Genomic DNA, 17,455 nt, shown 5'->3' with positions numbered 1-17,455 from the left:
GTTATGAAGAGAAAAGCGATCGCGCTAATTATGACCATCGCTTTGGTAACGGCGGTGTTCGCCAACGGTGTCACGGATTCCGATTCTGCATCGGAGGGGCAAAAAACACTTGTTTTCGAATATTTTGCCACATCATTTACGGTGCAATGGATACAAGACATCGAAACGTCCTTAAAGGAACTGGGAGCCCAGTACAATTTTGAAGTGCGCACCGCCGACGCGAATCGAAAAATTGAAACGCAGCTTTCGCAGGTGGATGTGGGGCTTCTCTCGGGAATCGACGGCGCCTTCCTTTTTGTGGTCGACGAAGGAAGTGCCCCGGCGGTGGTGTCGAAGTTTAACGACGCTAAAGTGCCGGTAATCGGTGAAACGTTAAAGTTAAAGGACGGTTCGGGGAGAGTGCTTGCCCCGTACGTTGAACTTGATGCGGAAGGCGTCGGCGATAAATGCGCCCAATGGATTATCGGCAACTGGAAAACTACCGGTGTGGATCTTTCCAAGATTGAAACCGTTGGCGTTATTAAAGGTACGAACAGCAAGTATCAGTCGGATATCAACCGAGCTAACGGCTTTGTCACCGGACTTAAAAAAGGCTTCCCTGGACTGAAAGATTCTAACATCTTCATGGCCGACTGCGCCGCGGAGACCGGCAGCCAGGATATGGCCGAAGCGTCCTACAAGCAGACTTCCGCCATTATCGCTTCCCATCCGGAGGTCAGCGCCTGGCTCGTTATGGGCACGGTCGACCACTATGGCCTCGGTGCCGTCAGGGCGATTGAAGCCGCCGGCGTGGAAAAGAAAACGATCCTTGTCAGCGCTGGTGGCGAACTGGCGGTAAAGGAATGGGCCAACAACGCGTCTCCCTGTTGGTGGGCTACTTGTTATTACAACGCCATGGATTACGCGAAATATATGGTTGAAGGTATGCTGGCCATTTGCCGGGAAGGTAAAAAGGTCGAGGATATTTTCCCCCAGTTCAAGGAAGCCGGACAGCAATACGCGGTTATCAAGATTTCCGGCACTATGATTACCAGGGATACGTATAAGAGCATCGTTAAATAACGTTCTATCGGGCATTTTGAAGAATAGTTCTCTGCATTAAGTCCCTGAAAAGGGGGAAGGGGAGAGGTATATGCTCACGGCTAAAGAAAATAGGCTTATGACCCTTCATCATCAGAAAACGTATTGGGTGCCCTCCCCATCCCTGGATCAGAATTCCTGCCTGTATTTGGCGTATAGGGAGTGGATTTCCAAGTATGGGACCAGCGCCGACTGCATTGGTATCTCCCCTGGACTTATGAACCCGACGATGAGGGGACCATGATTACTATGTGTACGGGCATCATTCCTGCGGACATGTTGTCCGAATACAACAAGCCCCTCTGGAAAAAGACGGGCTACACGCCGCCACCCAAACCGGCGGTAGGTTTGAAAAATCCCTTTGAGGATTATGCAAGGAGATAAGAAATGGGAAAACAACAAAACAGATTATTGGATCCCAGGGGCTTTCAGAACAGGACCGCCATTACCATGGCGAAGCGGTCGTCCTTGGATGAATTGAAAAAAGGAAAAATCCTTTTTTACAACAACACCAAACTTGGGTTTTGTAATTACTATACGGTATTTGGCCGTATAAAAGAAAAACTCCAGGAAATCGGCGCCTCGAACTTTGTGGAATACACCGAGACTGTCCGGGGCAAAGACGCAAAGAAACTGGCCGATTACGCGGCCATGCTGGCCAAAGAGAAACCGGTCGCGGCGATTGTGGCTTTAGGAGACATGGGCACTTCTTCTTCAACCACAGTGGTTACTATCGAACTAGAAAAACTGGGTATTCCCGCGGTGTACATGACTGCGCCTCCGGGATCGGCGATTACCGAAGGTGTAGGCGTATACCGTGCCGGACAGCTTTGCCTGTGCTCGGTGGATATTTACCAGGCCAGTACCGTGGAAGAGGTAGCTCATCAGGTAGATGTAAAATGGGACTATATTTTAAAGGCCCTCACTTCCAACGGCGAGGAGCTTGCAAAACTATCCCATATCGATTTCAAGATGGACAAGGTTCCTCCCGCGAAAGACGGCTACCTTCCCAAAACCTTCGAGCTCGGTAGCGAAGAAGAACCTTGCGACAACCTGGAGCTGATCAACGATTACTTTAACGACGAGCATATCAGTGATGGTTTACCGATTATTCCGCCCACAAGGGTACGGTACGAAAAAATGCTGGCCTATTGCCCCTTCTCGGAAAGCCTGGTCCTTTGCCCTCCCTCGGGCCCGTCCGGAAAGAGTATAACGGTCAAGGACGTGGCCATAGCGGCGGTAATGGCGGGCTGCAAACCCAAGGCGATGCCCATACTGATAGCGGCTTTTAAAGCCCTGGGCAACCCACTCTACAACTTTAACCAGAGCGTCACCACATCACACCCGGGCGGCAATCTTGTGCTGGTGTCCGGACCCATCGCCCAGGAAATCGGTATCTCCGGCAAACAAGGCTGTATGGGCCCTGGTTGGCCGATGAACGCAACCATCGGCCGGGCGGTCAACCTGGCCATCATGAACGTGCTTCGTTCCGTACCCGGGGTCTGCGACCTTGACTGCATCGCCAGCCAGGCGGAGTTTACCTACTGCTTCGCCGAGGAACCGGAACTGGCCCAGTGGAACATGATCAACGAAGACCACTTCGACAAGAATACCACAACGGTTTACGTCCTTAAGGCCGAACCGATTCATGACGTCATCGACTTTTTAAGCCTTGACGGTTACGACCTTCTGGACACACTGACTCATTGCTGCACTACTCTTGGTTCCAACAATGCCTATATGCCAGGCCCGCTGGTCATGGCTATCACCCCGGATCATGGCATGATGTTGAAAAATGCCGGTTACACAAAAAAAATGATTCAGGAACACATCCACACCTATGTGTACCACGAGGTACCTATGATACGGAATCGGGGCCTTGTTCCGGTTCGGCCCGAAAGCTTTAAAAACCGGCACCCTATGCCGGTTACACGGTCGCCCAAAGATGTTGAAGTGGTGGTGGTCGGCGGTCGAGGAGGCCACGACGGCATCATACTTCCTTGGGCCCTGCACAGCGAGGGCATTGTGGAACCGATCGCACTTCCCGACGGCAAAGCTGCGAAGTCAATCGAAGAATTCAAAAAATAGACGGAGGAACAAGTATGGCGAGAAAACAGGTTATTGTTGATAAAAAATACGATGTCATCGTTTGCGGCGGCGGTACTTCCGGTGTCGCGGCGGCTATTGCCTCGGCTCGAGGCGGAGCGTCTACCCTGTTGATTGAACGGGTAGGGGCCCTCGGCGGACAGCTTTGTTTTTCAGGGCCTCCGGGCTTCGCGTTTGCCCACCTGTTTAACCCAAAAGGCGAACAGGATGCCGCGGGCATTATTCAGGAGATTCATACCCGGATGCTGAAAGAGGGGCACGCCCTGCCGCATCTTAAACCGGAGCACCGGCTTGAAGGAGGCTACACCTTTTCGTATATAGACCCGGACTGGTTTGCTCTGACAATTTTCGAAATGATGGAAGAAGAAGGGGTGGAATTATTGCTTCACAGCCTTGTCGTGGATGTAGTACAGGACGGAGACAAAGTGACCGGCGTCGAGGTGGAGAACACCAACGGAACGATGATCATCCAAGGAAACATCATCATTGACTGCACCGGAGAAGGGGACATCGCGGTACGGGCAGGTGCCCTTTCCGAATACGTTGATAAAAAAACTGTCCAGCCCCACACGATTTCTTTTACCATGGATGGGGTTGATTGGAAGGAACTGATGAACTGGATCCATAAAAACCCGGATCAGATTGTCTGGTTCGAACATACGCTGCCGCATTGGTCGGAGGAGCGGAAAGAGCAGGCCCATCAAAAGGCCCTTGAATTCTACAAGACCTGCGACGACCCGGCCTTGTTCGGGGAAATTATGGGCTTTACCGAGTTCCACAAAAAGGGGCTCGAGACCGGTGAATGGCACGGATGTTCTGGTGTGGGCTTCTTCCTTACCCCCCGGGAAGGCGGCCATATTCAGGCCCATATGCAGCATTCATCCCAGGTGCCGGAAGTGCTCACCGACAATGCCTGGGACATCACCAAAGGTGAGATGGTTTGTCGTAAGCAGAATATCCTGGCCCTAAAGTTCTTCCGAAAATACATTCCGGGCTTTAAGAACGCATACCTTACCCGGCTTTGCCCCGAACTGCGCATGCGTGAGGGCCGCAGAATTATGGGCGACTATAAACTCACCCGGGACGACGTAGCTGTGGGGAAAGAGTTCCCCGATGTTATAGGTAAGAGCCACTTCAAGGCTGGCGCACACCACACCACCGACCAGAACACCATCGCCCAGGTGGAGAAGGTCTGCCCGAGCGACGACGGCTCCTATGACATCCCTTACCGATGCCTTGTTCCGCTAAAAGTCGAGAATATGCTTATCGCAGGCAAGCACGTTTCAACCGACCGGGACGCCTATCTGCGTTACCTGCACCAAACCATGATCACCGGACAGGCCGCCGGCGCCGCCGCCGCAATCTGCGTGAAGAAAGGCATTTCACCCCGGGCGCTGGAAAAAAACGTCAGCGAGCTGCAGAGCACCCTGAAAAAACAGGGCGCCATCCTGGATGGGACGACCTGATGGGGTTGATGAAAGATGAGCTTAACCGTTAAACGGTGGTTTGTGCTCGCCGCGAGCTGCCTTGTCAACCTGTGCATCGGTTCCATATACGCCTGGAGCGTATTCGCTAAACCCATGGCTGCCTACCTCTCTTCCGTGGGAGGGGCTGCCTTGGGCAGCCTTGCCATAGTTTTTACCGTGGCGAACAGCGTCGGTCCCATTACCATGATTTCCGGCGGATTTATCAACGACAGGGCAAGCCCTCGGTTCATCATCCTTACCGGGGGGATTCTCTTCGGCGGAGGCATATTCTTTTCCGGATTTGCCAAATCCTTGGGGATGCTGATCGTAAGTTACGGCCTTGGCACCGGCCTTGGCCTTGGCTTGGTATACGGTTGCGTGGTGGCCAACATGATCAAGTTTTTTCCGGACCATCGGGGTTTGGTAGGTGGGCTTGTCACCGCCTCGTACGGCGTCTGTTCCGTCATCATGCCGCCCATAGCCAACGCCCTCATCGCCGCCAACGGTGTTACGGCGACTTTTAAAATCATCGGCGCCGTTATGATGATCCTGATAGGGGCCGCTTCGTTTTTTATTATCCGCTGTCCCCCGGGCTTTGTTCCCGATGGCTGGACACCGCCGGCGGCTAAAAGCGGCGGGCCGGTCGGAGCCGAAAAAGACTGGAAGGGGATGCTCTTGGACCCGATTTTTTACGTGATGATGATGATGCTCTGCTGCGGTGCCTTTTCCGGTCTTATGGTAATTTCCCAGGCATCGCCGGTCGCACAGGAGATGATCGGCATGAGTGCAGCCTCGGCCGCGGTTGCGGTATCCTTTCTTGCCTTGGTAAACACTTTCGGCCGCATAGTGGCCGGTTTCCTGTCCGACAAGGTCGGTGTCATAAAAACCCTTGTCGGCGTTTTTGCCGTGTCCATGGCAGGCCTTATCGTGCTGTATGTTTCTGGAGATTTCGCCGGCGGCGCGTCGGTCGTTCTGTTTTACGTCGGTATAAGCTGTATCGGGCTGGCTTTTGGTGCGATTATGGGAATCTACCCCGGTTTTACGGCAGCCCAGTTCGGATCAAAACACAACAGCGTCAATTACGGCATCATGTTTATCGGGTTTGCCCTGTCCGGCTACTTCGGCCCCACGATTATGAGCGAGATGAAAGCCTCCAGCGGCAGCTACCAAAAGGCCTTCCTCGTGAGTCTTGCCATCGCCGCCGTGGGTTTCTTGTTGACGTTGATGTTATCGGCGAAACACAGGCAATCAGCATAAGAGGAAATATGTAACCCTGCTTGTTGATATTGCATACCTGTGCGAAACTTTTTCATATTAGCCATTATGGATGAAAATGGTGTGGAGGGATAAAAAAATGATTAGACGGTGCTTAGATGTTAAACTCAATGTGCAGCCGCTTTGCTTTGGACTTGTACATAAATTCGCTTATGAGGGACCATGCCGGTTTTCTTCAGGCGATGCACTTACGAACGAGTATGATAAAATTGCTGCTCAGCAGGTTTTTTCGGATTTTAAGGACGATTTAGTTAAAAATATTCCTGATTTTGTGGAACTTCGGGAACCGCTCTATTTTGAATGTAATGATGATTGGCTTCTGCCTCAGGAGAACTTTGATCAAATGATGAAAGTTCTTGGTGAGATTGATGTTTATTTAATTCATTCAGGTATTGCACGTGAGCGTCAGATTATTGAATTGGCAGAGCGTAGCAAAAAGCCGATTCTTTTGTCCCCAAGGCTGGGATGCATGATCACCTCTATAACGGCCAGTTTATATAGTCGCGGCCTGGAAACATATGCTGCCAATACATGGAGCGATCTTATAAAGGAAATGAATGTACTGCGAACAAAAAAAGCGGTACAAAATGCAAATGTTCTGGCAGGTGTACGCTTTAATTCCAACACCTCGTATGCGTGTAATGATTCTTTTATCAGCCTGCCTCAGGTTACCGATGTTTTTGGCACACATTTCCGCTATGTGAATCTTCATGAGTTTTTCGACTATATACATCCTTTGCCCGAAGGTGGTAACTATACGACACCAGGTCGTATGGACACTCCAAATCTTACTGATGAAGATGTAAAAAAAGCTGAAAGCTTGGCGGATGAACTTATTGGAGGGGCAGAACCTGACAATCTTGATATCGAACGTACGTATGTCATTAATTCCTGCAAGATTTATGTTTTGGTTGAAAAACTTCTTAATTTATATGACTGCAATGGTTTTACGTTTCCTTGCCCGGATGCTTGTTCAACTATGCGCATGAACAAGGAGGAATTTACCTTTTGTCTTAACCACTCTCTGTTGACGGAACAAGGTATCCCTTCCACCTGTGATTCGGACATTAACAGTATGATGGCTATGTTTATGTTGACTACACTGTCAGATAAGGCGCCTTCTTTAGGCAACGCCTGGCCGGTACTATTTGACGATAGTGGGAATGTGATTCCTATTTCTTCACGTTTTGACCTTGAGAACGATCTGGCCAATGTAACAGATCACTCCAACTTGTACCTTATTGATCATTCCAGCCAGATTCGCAAGAAAAAAGGTATTTGTTGTGAACCTTCCAAGTACGGCTTGAGGCATTTTGCGTTTGATAAAAAGTTCGGAGCTGTTTTCCGTTATGACTTTAACCAGGATGTTGGTCAGAAGATTACAATTTGCCGATTCTCTCCCGATTGCAGGAAAATGCTTATTGGCACCGGTACTGTTGTGTGCGGTGGCGGATACTATACTGATAATTGTAATAACTATGTGATTTTTCGTGTAAATGATCAGAAGAAGTTTTTTGAGGCTCATAAATATACGGGTAATCATCTGGCCCTTGCTTATGGTGACTATGTGGAAGAACTGAAGCTTCTTGCCGATGCTTTTGGACTTGAAGCGCTTATGGTTTAAATTTTTTAAGAAGCTATTATGTTACCTGTAGCAAAAATTCGGGAAGATTTTCCCATACTTTCAACAAAAATAGATGGCCGACCGCTCATTTATCTGGATAATGCTGCGACAATGCAGATGCCTCTCTGCGTATTGGAGCGGCTTCGTTCTCATTATCTGCATGATAATGCAAATATACATCGTGGCATCTATACCCTTAGTGAACGGTCGACCCAGGCTTATGAAGATGCGCGAATAACTGTCCGTGATTTTTTGGGGGCGGATAGTAAAGAAGAGATTGTCTTTACTCAAGGGGCCACCGATTCAATCAATATGGCAGCTGATGGGCTGCGTGAGACGTTACATATCAATGATATGATTGTCATAACCGAACTTGAACACCATTCCAATTTTCTTCCGTGGCAAAGGCTGTGCCATAGAACGGGGGCAACGTTTGCAATCATACCATGTCCTGATGGAATGCCTGATATGGAGGCATACAAGAAAATTCTTTCTCAGAATCCTAAATTGGTCGCAGTTACACAGGTTTCGAATCTTACGGGAACAGTAATGCCGTTGGGCGAGATGACGCGGCTGGCTCATGAGGCCGGTGCTGTAATCTTTGTGGATGGAGCACAAGGCATTAGGCACTGCGATACACATGTTTCTGCAGAAGATTATGATTTTTACTGTTTTTCCGGCCATAAGATCATGGGGCCTGCCGGTATCGGTGTGCTATATGGTAAACGAAGACTCTTGGAGATGTTGAAACCATCACGTCTTGGAGGCGGGATGGTAGGTACTGTAACGGATCAAGATTTTACCGAAGCACCGCTGCCGTATAGATTAGAGGCTGGAACGCCCAACTATCCAGGTGCTATTGCCTTAGCGGAAGCAATACGATATATAGACAGACTTGGGCGTAAAGCCATTGCCGATTATGAAAGTATGCTTGTCGATTATGCCGTGGAAAAACTTTCTGAAGTTGCAGGACTACATGTCTTAGGTCATCCTGTTAATCGCGCAGGTGTAGTTTCTTTTGTTTTGGATACTATGCATCCTTATGATGCGGCTAGTATACTAGACAAATTGGGCGTTGCAATCCGCTCGGGTACGCATTGTGCTCAACCGGCATTACAGCGGTTCGGTGTTACTGCGGCGCTTCGATTATCGCCTGCATTTTATAATACCCGCACAGAAATCGATGAGGCATGCCTGGCAATACGACAAACACAGGATTTAATGAGTAGGTGGATTAAAAAATGACTGAAGAAATGTCTATTTCTCAGTTGGAAGATACCTTCATAGAGGACATTAATAATTTAGGAGACTGGTTTTTACAGTACGAATATTTAATAGAGATTTCTGTGGATATACCACATATCGAATTGCAGGAAAGGACTAATGAGCGAAAGGTTCCAGGGTGCCAATCAGGTGTATGGATCATATTGAAGTATGTCGATAAAAAAGTCCGAATTCGAGCTGATAGTGAAGCACTTATTATCAGAGGCTTCCTTGCTATGTATATACTGCTTTTGGATAACAGAACGCCAGAGGAAATTTTGTCTTTTCATCCTCGCTTTATCGAGGAAACCAATATAAAGAGCCAGATATCTACGGATCGATTCCATGGGTTGCATTCTGTTTTTTCAACGATACAGGATTTTGCCGCAAAATGCATTGAAACGGAGTGAGATAGTGTGACAATCGAAAAACGAAAAAACCTTGTAATTCATCTGTTGTCTATGGCTCATGCAAAGGCCGAAAACGAGGCGGAAATCATCAGAAACGAGTCAGACCCTTCTTTGGAATTCGTTTATGAGCATTTGCGCAAGTATATCTTGGCAAAATTTCTCTTGAGTGACAACTGTATGGAAGATCAGCTACAAGAATTGGCGGAACAGAGTTTGGCTCGGAGTATAAAACTGGATCCAAAGATGATTAAGAAATTCGATAAGGCTGTGCCTTGTGACAATGTTTCCTCGGCATCGGCTAAAAAAGTCATGCTGTTGTATGCTATTCAGAAGGATTTACATATTCATCCCGATGCAGAGCTTTTGATTTCACAAAAGAATGTGAGAGGATTATCCGTCTTGGTTCATTCAGTGCTATAAGAAATACAGCTTGAATTAGAGGATTTTTTCATGCGGTTCGGCGGCCATTTGGGTGGAGGACACTGTTGGGTTAATCATCAAGGAAAAACTATAAATTTCAGATCGTGAAGTAGTTGAGCAAATAAGAGAGATTCCAGTAAGAGGAGAAGGAGCGCTATCAGGATGAGCTCAATTGGATAGTCGTTGAAGGGTGCTTCGGAGTAGCTAAACGGAAATACGGATTAGTATGTCGTACATCAAAGTTGCAGGAAATAAATGCGACAGATATTTATCTCGTTTGGCGTTCGTTATGAATCTTGATAGAGTCTGTGCTGAAGAGCTGGCTATAATCAAATCCAGATGCAAGATAATATTCAAATAGGGCGGCTTAAAATCTCTTTTCAGCAAGCACTACACACCGATTACTACTCGTCGAGCCATTTTTATTCCCTGCCTTGACAATAAGATTATATCTATATATTATAAATAAAATATACAACACATCTTGTCGAATTCCCTTTCGACAAAACAAGCAACAGGAGTACCTATGTCCGTAGAAGTCGTTCATGCTCGATGTCCGCAGAATCATCCTTGCCCTTCGGTACGGGTTTGTCCCACCGGTGCCATCCGGCAGTCTGGGTTTGCCGCACCCACAATAGATGCAGAGCGTTGTACCAACTGCGGTCGCTGCGTCGGTTTTTGCCCCATGGGGGCCATCAGACGGCGCTGAGCCCGATCTACCAGCAATGCTCTTCGAGCATGAGGCAGAGGGTATGATAGACCGGAAGGTGAAGCTCCTGTACCTTAAAGGTTGCCGTTTCCGGTACGGTGATGCAGATGTCGCAAAGCGCCTTCAGCTTGCCGCCGCTTTCTCCGGTAAGGCCGATCACGGTAAGCCCTTTTGCCTTTGCACAGATTGCCGCATAGCGAACGTTTTTCGCATTTCCCGATGTTGATATCCCGATAAAGATGTCGTTCGCATTTCCGAGAACCGCTGTCTGCTGGGCGTAGGTCATATGCGGATCCACGTCGTTTGCAAAGGCGGTGGAGAGGGCGGTGTGCTGGGTCAGGCTGATCGCCGGAATTCCCCCCTGCAGTGAATCTGCAAGTTCACTGCCCAATACGGCGTCCGCCGCAAGGAGGGCCTGCTTCAGAGAATCCGCTATGGGCCGTTTTTTTACGAAGGATTTCATCAGCTCGCCCACGATGTGATCGGCATCGGCGGCGCTTCCTCCGTTTCCGCAGACCAGAATTTTCCCTCCTGCATCGATGCTTTTCTTCATCGCATCGGCACCCATTGCAATTGCTTCTTGTATCGGGGCGAGGGCCGGATAGCGCTCTATCAACTCGTCCAGATGCTTGTCATCTATCATAAGAACCTTCCTTTTGACGTAGTTTTCCAATGGCGACACCGAGGGCTGCCATGTCTCCGAGATGTTCCCCAAGCCCGGCAGGCAGCACCTTGCAGTCGCTGAAGGTACGCGGCAGGGCTTCCGCCTTCATCACCGCTTCCATCCGCTTGCGAAATAGGCCTTCGCTTCTTGAGAAGATGCTTCCGATGATCACCCGCTCGGGATTGAAAAGATCGGCGAGGAGGGCAAGCCCCCGGCCGAGGTATTCTGCGGTGGTATCGGAAACCTCCAGGGCCCGGGCTTCCCCCGCTTCCGCCTGGTCGCAGATCTCCTTAGCGCTGAGGCTGCGGCCGAATTTCATCTCGTAGAGACGGCTCATGCCGCTGCCGCTGCAGAATCCCTCCCAGGAACCCGCTTTTCCGTAACAAAGAGGACCGTCTTCGGCAAGCCGCAGATGGCCGACCTCTCCGGCAAGGCCGCTGGTTCCCGAATAGAGCCGTCCGTCGAGAATGAACCCCGCTCCAAGCCCTGTCCCGAAGGTGAGGAAGATCAGATTCCGGCATCCCCTTCCATTACCCCAATACCACTCGGCAAGGGCACAGGCGTTTGCATCGTTTTCCAGATAAACGGGAAGATCGAAACGTCGTGCAATGAGGTCGACCACCGGAACATCGATCCAGGAGGGAAGGTTCGGCGGTGCCTGAATAATACCGGCTGCCGGATCAAGGGGGCCTCCGCAGCTGATCCCTATGGCCTCTACCTTGTGCGGCGAGGCGAAATCCAGCATGGCCCGGACAGAGGAACAGGCCTGGTCGATCACCTCTTCGTAGTGATCGGCCGTGGCAAAGCGCTCCTTTTTTCTAATATTCCCCGCCTCGTCGCCGAGAGAAACCGCCGTTTTTGTGCCGCCGATATCGATACCGATGAAAAACTTGTGAGTACTGTTCTGTAAAGCCATGTGCCTACCTTACCCTTTCACCGATCCTGCGAGAAGCCCCCTGATGAAGTACTTGCCAAGGAAAATGTAGACCAAAAGGGTGGGAATCGCGGCGATAAGCGCACCGGCCATCTGAACGTTCCACTCGATAACCTGACTCCCTGCAAGGTTCTGCAGGGCTACCGTTATCGGCTGAATCGATGGTTTTTGGGTGATGACCACCGCAAAGAGAAAATCGTTCCAGACGCTTGTAAACTGCCAGATCAGAACCACCACCGTTGCCGGTGCGGATATGGGGCCGATAATTCTTCGAAAAACACCCCAGATACCGAGACCGTCGAGCATTCCCGCCTCAAGCAGCTCATCGGGTAGCTTTGCATAGTAGTTTCTGAACATAAGGGTTGATATCGGAAGTCCGTAGATGATGTGGGTAATGATGAGCCCCTTCAAGTGCCCGTAGAGGCCCATCTTATTTAATGACTGGACCAGGGGTATGAGGATGCTCTGGTAGGGAATGAACATTCCGAAGATGATAAGCGCGAAAATAAGATTCGAAAAGCGAAATTTCCATTTCGAAAAGACATATCCGTTCAGCGAGCCGAAAAGGATAGAAAAGAATGATACGGGGATGACCAGCAAAAAGCTGTTGAGAAGGTTCCCCCGCAGTTTAGAAAAGGATTCGACAAAGCCTTCTGAACTGATGTGTTGTGCCGGAATCCACATTTCACTGATTCGTACCTCGGAAAAGGGCTTGAGGCTGGTGTTCAGAAGCACATAAAGGGGAAAGAGAAACAACAGGGCGCAGAGAATGGCAAGAAAATATTTTACGACAACAGATGTTCTGCTTCTCATGTCTCTTCTCCTCTAAAGGTCGAATAGAGATAGGGAATGATGACAAGGGCTATGAGAAGAAGCATGATGATGGAAATGGCAGCTCCTTCGGCATAGTGGTTTCCCCTGAAGGTCGTCTCAAACATGAAGAGACCGGGGAAATCGGTAACAAATGCGGGTCCCTTTCCCGTCATGGCGTAGGCCAGATCGAAGATCTTGAGGGATATGTGACCCAGGACGATCATTGCCGAAAAGGTAATGGGCTTGAGCATGGGAAGCAGAATACTCCGAATGATACGAAATTCGCCTGCACCGTCGAGTTCGGCCGATTCGATGATCTGATCGGGAATACCGCGAAGCCCTGCCAGAAACATCGCCATGGTATAACCGAGATACTGCCAGGACGCTGCGATGATGAGGGATATCAGCGCGTAATTGAATTTTCCGAAGCTCTGGGTTGAGGTGAACCAGCCGAAACTGGCTTTAAAGCCGAGCATATGGAAGAGTGCATTGACCCCTACCTCCGGGGAGAGAACCCAGCGCCACAACACACCGGTCACAACAAAGGAGAGTGAAAGGGGGAAGAGATAGATGGTGCGAAAGAGCGCTTCGGCTCTGAGCCGGGAGTAGAGAAGATAGCTTAAAAAGAAACCGCCTACGATGCAGACGACCATAAAAAAGAGGGTGAAATAGAGGGTATTGAACAAGTCGGTCACAAACCTCTGGGAGCTAAAAAGGCGCCGGTAGTTCTCAAGACCTATGAAATTCATGTTCGGGAGGATGCCGTCCCAGGCGGAAAACGATACCTTCAACGACCAAAGGATGAATCCGTAGACAAATACAAAGAGGACAGCGGATAGGGGGAGAACAACCAGCAAGCCTTTGCGTGTTTCTTGTTTCGGACAGTACATATCAACCTAACCTGCTTTTCCGATTCTAAGATGAATATCACGGGGCAAAAACCCCGCGATGACAACGATTGCCGATCCCTTATTTGGGAGCGTAGCGGTCGGCTACCGCCTGGAACTCGATAGTGGCTTTCTTGACATCAAGATCGGTGGTAAATACGCTCATGATGTCGTTGATCTTTGTTATCCAGGCCTCCGACACGGCGGCTCCATGGGCAACACTGGGGACGATTTCGTTCGAAGCAAAATCATCCATTGCAGCATTGAGGTAGGCATCATATTTTGAACGATCGCCGTCTATCCTTGAGGGAATGGAACCTTTGATCGGATTAAAGGCATCCTGCCCCTCTTTGGAAGCACAAACCTCGAGCCATTTGATGACGTTTTCACGATTCGGTGCATTTTTTGCTAAACCGAAGGAATCGGAAAGCATAATGAAATTCCCCTGCGTTCCGGGAGTGGGCATCCAGTCCCAATCGACTCCCTGGGTATAGTCCTGAGATTTGTAGTAACCGGCAACCCAGTCTCCCATGACATTCATCGCGGCCTTCCCTTCGGCAACATAACCGGCCGCATCCATATTGGTGAGCGCAGCGTGATCACTATTGGTATAATTCATCATTTTGGCATAATTCTCAAGGGCTTCCTGCACATCGGGATCACTCCATGAGACCTTTCTCTCCCACAGCTGCCGATATTTTTCAGGCCCTGTGGATGCGAGAATGACGCTTTCAAGAAGGTGGGTGGCAGGCCATCCGTTGGTATCTCCGAGTGCGAGGGGGGTGACACCTGCTGCTTTCAGTTTTTCGGCAACGGTAAAAAACTCATCCATATTCTTTGGGGGTTCGAGGCCGTTATCCTTGAAGAGCTTGGGGTTGTACCACATGACATTCGAGCGGTGGACATTTACCGGAATACTGTACACCTCGCCCTTATAGGAGATAATGTCGATGACATCCTTGGGGAATTTGTCCATCCAGCCGTTTTCCTTCAGGATGAAGGTGACAGGTTCCATATAGCCGGAGACCACCCAGGTGTCGATCAGCTCATGGCCTGCATGTACCTGAAAAGCATCGGGAGGATTTCCTCCTTGCATTCTCGTTGCAAGCACTGCTTTTGCATTGGTACCGGCACCGCCTGCGACTGTTGCGTTGATGATCTCGATGTCGGGATATTTCTCATGAAAGACATCAAGCATGGCCTGAAGCCCTTCGGCTTCACCACCGGCTGTCCACCAGCTGAAGATCTCGAGAGATTTTCCCGAATTCTCACTTTCCTGATTTCCTCCTGCAAACAGCAGTGCAGGAAGGACGAAACAGAGCGCCAGTACAAACAGATATGGCTTTTTCGTCATGAAACTCCTCCTTGAACAAATTTCTAAACCTCCGACGGAGGTTGGGTTCCGATTATTATTGGCCGATTCTGTTTTCTATCTTTTCCAAGCGATCGATAGAGAGGACAGCGGCCCTGATTGTATGATAGTTCACCTTCCAGGAGTGGCTCATATGGGTCCAGATGGGCTTCCCCTCGCGTTCGAGAAGGGGCAGCCACTCTCCGATATCGTGGCGGATCATCTTGTCCATAACGAAGCGGTGCACATTTTCGTACACATCCAGGTAACGCTCCTCTCCGTAAAAGAGGTATGCATCGAGCATTCCCGTCAAAAATTCCGCCTGCTGCCAAAACTCTTTGGCCATGTCGTAGACCTGGCTCCCGTCATGTGAGCCCTCGACATAGATACCTCCGTATTGTCTGTCGACTCCGTGGGCAAGGGCATGTTCGAGGATGGCATGAAAGGTCGAAAGGTAGGGTTTCGGGTCGGCATTCATGATCCGCAAGGCCTCGAGCAGAAGCCAGAAGAACTCGACGTTATGGCCGTATGAGGTATTATCCAGGGCATTCGGTTTCTGCGCATCACCCTCGCTGAAGCGGTCCCAGCCCCAGATGATGTCGAATTTGATCTGCGGAGCGATCTCCCAGTTACGGAAAAACTGGGGAATGCCGGTTCTGTATGTGGGATGAAGAATGTTCACCATCAGGATTTCGATGATCTCTTCGAGCTTACGCCGATGGATTTCCTTACCGCTGGCCGCATAAAGGGCGGTGAAAGCCTCCATGAGGTGCATATGAACGTCGAGGGTCTTTCTGTCGCCGCCTTGACTACCGGGGCCGCAGAGCTTCCAGTCCCGTTCGAACATCTCGAGATAGCCGCCGTAGGTCGTTTCCGCCGCATACTTCTGCAAAAGGTCGAAACACGCCTCTGCATAGTGAAGCGCGGTGGGGTCGCCGAAGACCTTGCTGTAGGTTGCCAAGGCATAGATGGCAAAGCTGTGGCCGTAAAGGATCTTCTTATCGATGAGAACCTTGTTTTTCCGGTCGAAAAGCCAGTAGAATCCGCCGTAGACCGGGTCCCAATAGTGGTCTATGGCGTGCTTTACCCCTCGGCCTGCAAGATCACGGCAGATTCCGTCCTTGTCGAATCCGTGATCTGCGGCCAGGGAGAGGGAGTAGATGGTCCTCATGTGAGCGAGCAGCGATTTCTCGTCGACGCCCGTGTCTTCCCCTTTCGCACCGAATTGTGTTATGAATCCGCCCCATTTCTCGTCCCAACAACGACTGGTCCAAAAGGGGAGTAGTTCGTTTGTCAGGTGCTCGGTCATCTCCTTTTTCCAGTCTGCTATCTTTGCTTTCATTATCAGCTCCTTTTTTTCAGTTCGCGATATAGTTCGACAAGAAAAGCCCGGTTGTCCGCCGAGGTATAATCCACCCTGCAACCCATCCTGTTGAATGTTTTCATGAAACGCAGGTAGTAGGCGGGATTGTCGGCAGGAGGCTCCCCCTGACTCCAGTCCCAGGTTTCCTCCTGCAGATCCACCACGTGGATACCGCAGTCGCGGATATCCCGCTGCTGTTTGCGTAAAACGTTTCGTGACATGGAAAGGGATTTCTCGAAGATCATGGGAGACATGACCGCCGATCCTACGGAGAGATATACCCCTCCCTCCAGGCCGTAAACGCTTTGGACATAGGTGAGAAAGTCCCGTTCCGCTGTTCGTCCGATCGCGGCCCCTTTGTTGGCTTTATGGGTATAGATGATATCGTGGCCGAACATCGGATGACTGGTAAAGGGAACACCGGCATCGAAGGCGATGGCCTGGACACTGTAGGATGCGAAGGGGTGGGGTATTGTAAGAAAGCCCGGTTCGATTTCCAGCTGCTCCAGCAGATCGAGCAGGTCCGCGGCAGCCGCACGCTTGGCCAAGGGCTCGTTGTCCGACGATATGACCGTAAGCAACTCCTCTTTCGAAGGAATCGCGAGGCCGTTCCCGGAGATAAGCGATCCTATCGATGCGCCGTAGCCCAGCCCCTCATATGCTCCCACAGCGAGGGCCAGATTGATATAGCAACCGGTTTCTTCCCAGGTTCCGAACATCCCTTTTTGAACGTTTGCGCGTACATCCTCGCTGCTTTTTCCCTGAAAGGCGAATTCCCAATCGTGAATGACCCCTGCACCGTTGGTCGCAAGGTGGGTAAACCATCCCTTCCGTGTGAAGTCTCCCAAAAGCCGTCCCATCCCGTTCTTGATGGTGTGGGCTCCGAAGGCGCACATAACCGACGCCCCCTTCTTACGCGCTTTGAGAATCTCTTCTGCGATCATCGCGATCCTCTGTCGTACCTCAGGGTTTAAGGTTCCCTGAAACTGCTCTTCGGTGACACAGCTTTTGACGATGTCCACCTTGCTCGCTCTCTGTTTCAAAGGATAGTAGCTCATACTCGAGCGATCAAATTGCTTACCCATATTCC

The 17,455-nt window shown here is 50.1% G+C and carries 17 protein-coding genes and 1 pseudogene; 11 read left to right on the top strand and 7 right to left on the bottom strand.

The annotated features are described in order from the left end of the window. Nucleotides 1-3: 3 nt before the first annotated feature. The 11 genes and pseudogenes from F459_RS0118125 (at nt 4) to F459_RS23715 (ending at nt 10,353) form a co-directional block, all read left to right on the top strand. On the top strand, nt 4-1,062 hold the full coding sequence (locus tag F459_RS0118125; RefSeq protein ID WP_020614130.1) for a substrate-binding domain-containing protein: 1,059 nt from the start codon (nt 4-6) through the stop codon (nt 1,060-1,062). Nucleotides 1,063-1,242: 180 nt separating this feature from the next. Further along, nucleotides 1,243-1,464: a hypothetical protein gene (locus F459_RS23995; protein ID WP_154651733.1), complete on the top strand. Its 222-nt coding sequence runs from the start codon at nt 1,243-1,245 to the stop codon at nt 1,462-1,464. A 3-nt stretch (nt 1,465-1,467) separates the two neighbouring features. Beyond that, nucleotides 1,468-3,168 (top strand): UGSC family (seleno)protein, encoded by a 1,701-nt coding sequence (locus tag F459_RS0118110; protein WP_020614127.1) that lies wholly within the window; start codon nt 1,468-1,470, stop codon nt 3,166-3,168. Between the two features lie 14 nt (nt 3,169-3,182). Further along, the gene (locus F459_RS0118105; RefSeq protein ID WP_020614126.1) at nt 3,183-4,652 is read left to right on the top strand and encodes an FAD-dependent oxidoreductase; all 1,470 of its coding nucleotides are present in this window, start codon (nt 3,183-3,185) and stop codon (nt 4,650-4,652) included. Nucleotides 4,653-4,667: 15 nt separating this feature from the next. Next, complete coding sequence (locus F459_RS0118100; RefSeq protein ID WP_026295102.1) at nt 4,668-5,909, top strand: L-lactate MFS transporter; 1,242 nt, start codon at nt 4,668-4,670, stop codon at nt 5,907-5,909. Between the two features lie 97 nt (nt 5,910-6,006). Continuing rightward, on the top strand, nt 6,007-7,551 hold the full coding sequence (locus F459_RS0118095) for a fucose isomerase (protein ID WP_020614124.1): 1,545 nt from the start codon (nt 6,007-6,009) through the stop codon (nt 7,549-7,551). Nucleotides 7,552-7,569: 18 nt separating this feature from the next. Next, nucleotides 7,570-8,796: an aminotransferase class V-fold PLP-dependent enzyme gene (locus F459_RS0118090; RefSeq protein WP_020614123.1), complete on the top strand. Its 1,227-nt coding sequence runs from the start codon at nt 7,570-7,572 to the stop codon at nt 8,794-8,796. Continuing rightward, on the top strand, nt 8,793-9,224 hold the full coding sequence (locus F459_RS0118085) for a SufE family protein (protein WP_020614122.1): 432 nt from the start codon (nt 8,793-8,795) through the stop codon (nt 9,222-9,224). Before F459_RS0118090 ends, F459_RS0118085 begins: the two co-directional genes overlap by 4 nt. 6 nt (nt 9,225-9,230) lie before the next feature. Next, nucleotides 9,231-9,644: a hypothetical protein gene (locus F459_RS0118080; protein ID WP_020614121.1), complete on the top strand. Its 414-nt coding sequence runs from the start codon at nt 9,231-9,233 to the stop codon at nt 9,642-9,644. A 155-nt stretch (nt 9,645-9,799) separates the two neighbouring features. Further along, a pseudogene (locus F459_RS24710) lies at nt 9,800-9,937 on the top strand (hypothetical protein); the annotation flags it as partial. Between the two features lie 233 nt (nt 9,938-10,170). After that, nucleotides 10,171-10,353: a 4Fe-4S binding protein gene (locus F459_RS23715; RefSeq protein ID WP_013255626.1), complete on the top strand. Its 183-nt coding sequence runs from the start codon at nt 10,171-10,173 to the stop codon at nt 10,351-10,353. A 7-nt stretch (nt 10,354-10,360) separates the two neighbouring features. Here F459_RS23715 and F459_RS0118075 read toward each other — a convergent pair whose 3' ends face one another. The 7 genes from F459_RS0118075 to F459_RS0118045 all read right to left on the bottom strand — a co-directional run bounded on the left by F459_RS0118075 (nt 10,361) and on the right by F459_RS0118045 (nt 17,450). Then, nucleotides 10,361-10,996, bottom strand: a complete 636-nt coding sequence (locus F459_RS0118075; protein ID WP_020614120.1) for a D-sedoheptulose-7-phosphate isomerase — start codon at nt 10,994-10,996, stop codon at nt 10,361-10,363. After that, nucleotides 10,986-11,933, bottom strand: a complete 948-nt coding sequence (locus tag F459_RS0118070) for an ROK family protein (RefSeq protein ID WP_020614119.1) — start codon at nt 11,931-11,933, stop codon at nt 10,986-10,988. Before F459_RS0118070 ends, F459_RS0118075 begins: the two co-directional genes overlap by 11 nt. Nucleotides 11,934-11,942: 9 nt before the next feature. Further along, complete coding sequence (locus F459_RS0118065; protein WP_020614118.1) at nt 11,943-12,764, bottom strand: carbohydrate ABC transporter permease; 822 nt, start codon at nt 12,762-12,764, stop codon at nt 11,943-11,945. Then, nucleotides 12,761-13,654 carry a carbohydrate ABC transporter permease gene (locus tag F459_RS0118060; protein WP_020614117.1) on the bottom strand — a complete coding sequence of 298 codons (894 nt, stop codon included), beginning with the start codon at nt 13,652-13,654 and terminating at the stop codon, nt 12,761-12,763. Before F459_RS0118060 ends, F459_RS0118065 begins: the two co-directional genes overlap by 4 nt. 79 nt (nt 13,655-13,733) lie before the next feature. Beyond that, complete coding sequence (locus F459_RS0118055) at nt 13,734-15,005, bottom strand: ABC transporter substrate-binding protein (RefSeq protein ID WP_020614116.1); 1,272 nt, start codon at nt 15,003-15,005, stop codon at nt 13,734-13,736. Nucleotides 15,006-15,060: 55 nt separating this feature from the next. Further along, nucleotides 15,061-16,344: an AGE family epimerase/isomerase gene (locus F459_RS0118050; RefSeq protein ID WP_020614115.1), complete on the bottom strand. Its 1,284-nt coding sequence runs from the start codon at nt 16,342-16,344 to the stop codon at nt 15,061-15,063. A gap of 2 nt (nt 16,345-16,346) precedes the next feature. Then, entirely contained in the window at nt 16,347-17,450 is a 1,104-nt protein-coding gene (locus tag F459_RS0118045) for a hypothetical protein (protein ID WP_020614114.1), read from the bottom strand. Between the last annotated feature and the right edge of the window lie 5 nt (nt 17,451-17,455).

The sequence above is a fragment of the Sediminispirochaeta bajacaliforniensis DSM 16054 genome, from assembly GCF_000378205.1.
In the GTDB taxonomy this organism is placed as follows: domain Bacteria; phylum Spirochaetota; class Spirochaetia; order DSM-16054; family Sediminispirochaetaceae; genus Sediminispirochaeta; species Sediminispirochaeta bajacaliforniensis.
Note: the sequence above shows the minus strand (reverse complement) of the source record. Positions and strands in the feature narration are given on the sequence as shown.